At 58.4% G+C, this 3,697-nt stretch carries 5 protein-coding genes and 1 pseudogene; 5 read left to right on the top strand and 1 reads right to left on the bottom strand.

The features are described from left to right. Positions 1-297, top strand: a 297-nt coding sequence (locus JWR14_RS17480) for a band-7 C-terminal domain-containing protein (RefSeq protein WP_299709163.1), incomplete at its 5' end; no start/stop codon positions are given. Between the two features lie 117 nt (positions 298-414). Here the strand turns inward: JWR14_RS17480 and smpB are convergent. Next, positions 415-864, bottom strand: a complete 450-nt coding sequence (gene smpB / locus JWR14_RS17475) for an SsrA-binding protein SmpB (protein WP_031364027.1) — start codon at positions 862-864, stop codon at positions 415-417. 99 nt (positions 865-963) lie between these two features. Between smpB and JWR14_RS17470 the strand changes: the two genes are divergently transcribed. From JWR14_RS17470 to JWR14_RS17455, 4 genes and pseudogenes are all read left to right on the top strand, one after another. Beyond that, positions 964-1,398, top strand: a complete 435-nt coding sequence (locus JWR14_RS17470; protein WP_031364028.1) for a type II toxin-antitoxin system RatA family toxin — start codon at positions 964-966, stop codon at positions 1,396-1,398. Beyond that, on the top strand, positions 1,395-1,727 hold the full coding sequence (locus JWR14_RS17465) for an RnfH family protein (protein WP_299709154.1): 333 nt from the start codon (positions 1,395-1,397) through the stop codon (positions 1,725-1,727). The genes JWR14_RS17470 and JWR14_RS17465 overlap by 4 nt, the downstream gene beginning before the upstream one ends. A 258-nt stretch (positions 1,728-1,985) precedes the next feature. Beyond that, on the top strand, positions 1,986-3,446 hold the full coding sequence (gene guaB / locus JWR14_RS17460; RefSeq protein WP_299709151.1) for an IMP dehydrogenase: 1,461 nt from the start codon (positions 1,986-1,988) through the stop codon (positions 3,444-3,446). A 2-nt stretch (positions 3,447-3,448) separates the two neighbouring features. Next, positions 3,449-3,697, top strand: a pseudogene (locus tag JWR14_RS17455) (hypothetical protein); the annotation flags it as partial.

Raw genomic sequence — 3,697 nt, 5'->3', positions numbered from 1 at the left:
GAGCGTCAGGCGCAGATCAATCAGGCCGAAGGCGAGGCGTCGGCCATTCTGGCGGTGGCTGTAGCGAATGCTCAGGCAATTGAGAAGATCGGTGCAGCGATACAAACAGCCGGCGGCATGGAAGCGGTGAACCTGAAGGTCGCCGAGCAATATGTCACTGCGTTCGGGAACATCGCGAAGCAGGGCAATACGCTGATCGTGCCGGGGAATTTGTCGGAGATGAGTTCGATGATCGCGTCGGCGCTGAGCATCATCAAGGCCGATGGAACGGGTGGCGGCGTGATTCGTAAGAGCTGAAACGTGGCGTCAGTTGAATCAGCGCGCTGAACCAGCTTACCGCAAGAAAAAAGGGCGTCGACTATCTGGTCGACGCCCTTTTTATGTTGGCTATGCTCACTATCATGCTGGTGGTGCTCAATGCTTGGCACCGCGCATGATTTGCGCTTTTTCGCGTTCCCAGTCGCGCTTTTTCTCGGTTTCGCGTTTGTCGTGAAGCTTCTTGCCCTTCGCGAGACCGATTTCGCATTTTACGCGACCGCCTTTGTAGTGGAAGTTCAGCGGCACGAGCGTGTGACCTTTCTGCTCGACCTTGCTGATGAGCTTCGAAATCTCTTCGCTGTGCAGCAGCAGCTTGCGTGTGCGGACCGGGTCCGGGTGGATGTGGGTCGATGCTTCGGGCAACGGGCTGATGTGCGCGCCGATCAGGAACAGTTCGCCGTCACGAATGATGACGTAGCCTTCCTTGATCTGGCCGCGGCCGGCCCGGAGCGCCTTGACTTCCCACCCTTCCAGCACGAGCCCGGCCTCGTAGCGATCTTCGATGAAGTAATCGAAGAAGGCTTTTCTGTTGTCGATGATGCTCATGAATGAAAAGTGCCTAACTCGTTTAAAATCCTGATTTTAGCAGCGCGGGCGAGGTAAAGCCCGCAAAGCTTCCCACTCTTGCCACGCGTTGCGCCCTTTATGGCAGATGTCCAGAAAACTGTATTGATTCGCCATTCTGCAGAGCAGATGTTCGACCTCGTCACCGATGTCGCCGATTACCCGAATTTCTTGCCATGGTGTGGAGGCGTGGAAGTAGGCCGCCACGACGAACACAGCATGGAAGCGAAGATCCACATCAATTTCAAGGGCATCAAGCAGCATTTCGCTACGCGCAACGTGCATACGCGGCCGACCACCATCGATATGGAGTTCATGGACGGCCCTTTCAAGAAGTTCACCGGTTACTGGCGGTTCACGCCGTTGCGGGCCGATGCCTGCAAGATCGAATTCGCGTTGCACTATGAATTTTCGAACATCATTCTCGAGAAGATCATCGGGCCGGTTTTTAGTCACATTGCGCACACGTTCGTGGATTCGTTCGTGAAGCGCGCCGATCAGCGGTATGGAAAATGATGACGCTTTCCGTTGAAGTTTGTTATGCGTTGCCGGAGGGGAAGAGCGCGGTGTGTGCGCTTTCCCTGGGCGAAGGCGTGACTGTGCGGGAAGCGATTGACGCCAGTGGATTGCTCGCACAGTTTCCCGAGATCGATCTGAACGTGCAGAAAGTGGGCATTTTCGGAAAGATCCAGGCACTGGATGCCGTGCTTGCTGATCATGATCGGGTGGAGATTTATCGGCCGCTAAAGGTTGATCCGAAGGTGGCGCGGCAAAGGCGGGTTGAGAAGACACGGCGCGGCGGGTCCATTGAAGGGCGCCGGTGGACGCGTAAGGAAGCCCGGTAAAAAGTGCTGTAAAAAGCGCGGTAAGGGCGATTCGCTTGGTTGTCGGGATCTTTCCGGCCTCCTTGCCGGCATCCGCAAAACCGAACTTATATCGAACGTAAATCGAGCGAAAAACCGAAACGGCGGCGTAAATCGTCGACCCGGACGAGGCCCGTAAATTGCGGTGAAAAACGAGAAACGCCGCCTAAGCTGCTGTTCGGGCAGTGAAAATCCGGGGAACTATCGGTATAATTCGGTTTTGCGCCCATAGGATTTGCCATGCGTCTGATCCAGAAAGCACTCACGTTCGATGACGTGCTCCTCGTGCCCGCGTTTTCCAACGTTCTCCCGCGCGACACCAGCCTGAAAACACAGGTTACCCGCAAGATCTCCCTGAATATGCCCCTGTTGTCCGCGGCCATGGACACAGTCACCGAAGGCCGGCTCGCTATTGCGATGGCCCAGCTCGGCGGTGTCGGCATTATTCACAAGAACCTTACCGCAGCCGAACAGGCCCGCGAAGTCGCGAAAGTAAAGCGCTTCGAATCAGGCGTGGTGCGCGATCCGATTACCGTTCCGCCGAACATGAAAGTGCGCGACGTGATCGCTCTCACACAACAGCACGGCATTTCCGGCTTTCCGGTGGTGGAAGGGCCGCAACTGATCGGTATTGTGACGAACCGGGATCTGCGCTTTGAAGAACGTCTCGACGACGAAGTGCGCAAGATCATGACGCCGCGTGAACGTCTCGTGACGGTCAAGGAAGGCACGCCGCTCGCCGAAGCCAAGGCGCTGATGCACAGCCATCGGCTGGAACGCGTGCTGGTCGTCAACGACGCGTTCGAATTGCGCGGCCTCATGACGGTCAAGGACATCACCAAGCAAACCGAACACCCCGATGCCTGCAAGGACGAACACGGCAAGCTGCGCGCTGGCGCGGCAGTGGGCGTGGGTCCGGAGAACGAAGAACGCGTCGAGCTGCTGTCGGCGGCGGGCGTTGACATCATCGTGGTGGATACGGCGCACGGTCACAGCCAGGGCGTGCTCGAACGCGTGCGCTGGGTGAAGCAGAACTATCCGCACATTGAAGTGATTGGCGGGAATATCGCCACGGCTGCGGCGGCCAAGGCGCTCGTGGAATACGGCGCGGATGGCGTGAAGGTCGGTATCGGCCCGGGTTCCATTTGCACGACGCGGATCGTGGCGGGAGTCGGTGTTCCGCAAATTACCGCAGTGGCGAACGTGTCGGACGCGTTGCGCGGCTCGGGCGTGCCGGTAATCTCGGACGGCGGCGTGCGTTTTTCCGGCGATGTCAGCAAGGCGCTTGCAGCCGGCGCGGACGCTGTGATGATGGGCAGCATGTTGGCCGGCACGGAAGAATCGCCCGGCGACGTGTTCCTGTTCCAGGGCCGCCAGTTCAAGGCGTATCGCGGCATGGGTTCGGTCGGCGCGATGAAGGACGGTGCCGCGGACCGATATTTCCAGGACAACTCGGCGAATATCGACAAGCTCGTGCCGGAAGGCATTGAAGGTCAGGTCGCCTATAAGGGCTCGGTCAACGCTATCCTGTTCCAGGTGGTCGGCGGCGTTCGGGCGAGCATGGGGTATTGCGGCTGCCGCAATATCGCCGAAATGCACGACAAGGCCGAATTCGTCCAGATCACGGGTGCCGGCATGCGCGAGTCGCACGTGCACGACGTGCAGATCACGAAGGAAGCGCCCAACTACCACGTGGACTGACCATGAAACCGCTGCTGCGCGCTGTTCTTGTCATCAATGCACTGATTTTCCTGGCTTTCGGCGTGCTGTTTCTGCTCACGCCATGGACAGCCTTGTGGGCATCGATGCATCTCGTGACCGTGCAGCCGCCGTTTGTCGGACAGTTGTTCGGGATCGCGCTGATCGGTATTGCGTGGCTCGCGGTTCATGCCGCTATCGATGGTGCGTTGACCGCGACGGCCGCCAAGGTGTCGGGACATGTGGAGTGGTTG

This window comes from Caballeronia sp. (assembly GCF_028292365.1).
Taxonomy (GTDB): Bacteria; Pseudomonadota; Gammaproteobacteria; order Burkholderiales; family Burkholderiaceae; genus Caballeronia.
Note: the sequence above shows the minus strand (reverse complement) of the source record. Positions and strands in the feature narration are given on the sequence as shown.

Bases quoted from the DNA above. Each gene is read 5' to 3' on its own strand.
- smpB (WP_031364027.1), bottom strand. From the start codon at position 864: ATGAGCATCATCGACAACAGAAAAGCCTTCTTCGATTACTTCATCGAA.
- JWR14_RS17470 (WP_031364028.1), top strand. From the start codon at position 964: ATGGCAGATGTCCAGAAAACTGTATTGATTCGCCATTCTGCAGAGCAG.
- JWR14_RS17465 (WP_299709154.1), top strand. From the start codon at position 1,395: ATGATGACGCTTTCCGTTGAAGTTTGTTATGCGTTGCCGGAGGGGAAG.
- guaB (WP_299709151.1), top strand. From the start codon at position 1,986: ATGCGTCTGATCCAGAAAGCACTCACGTTCGATGACGTGCTCCTCGTG.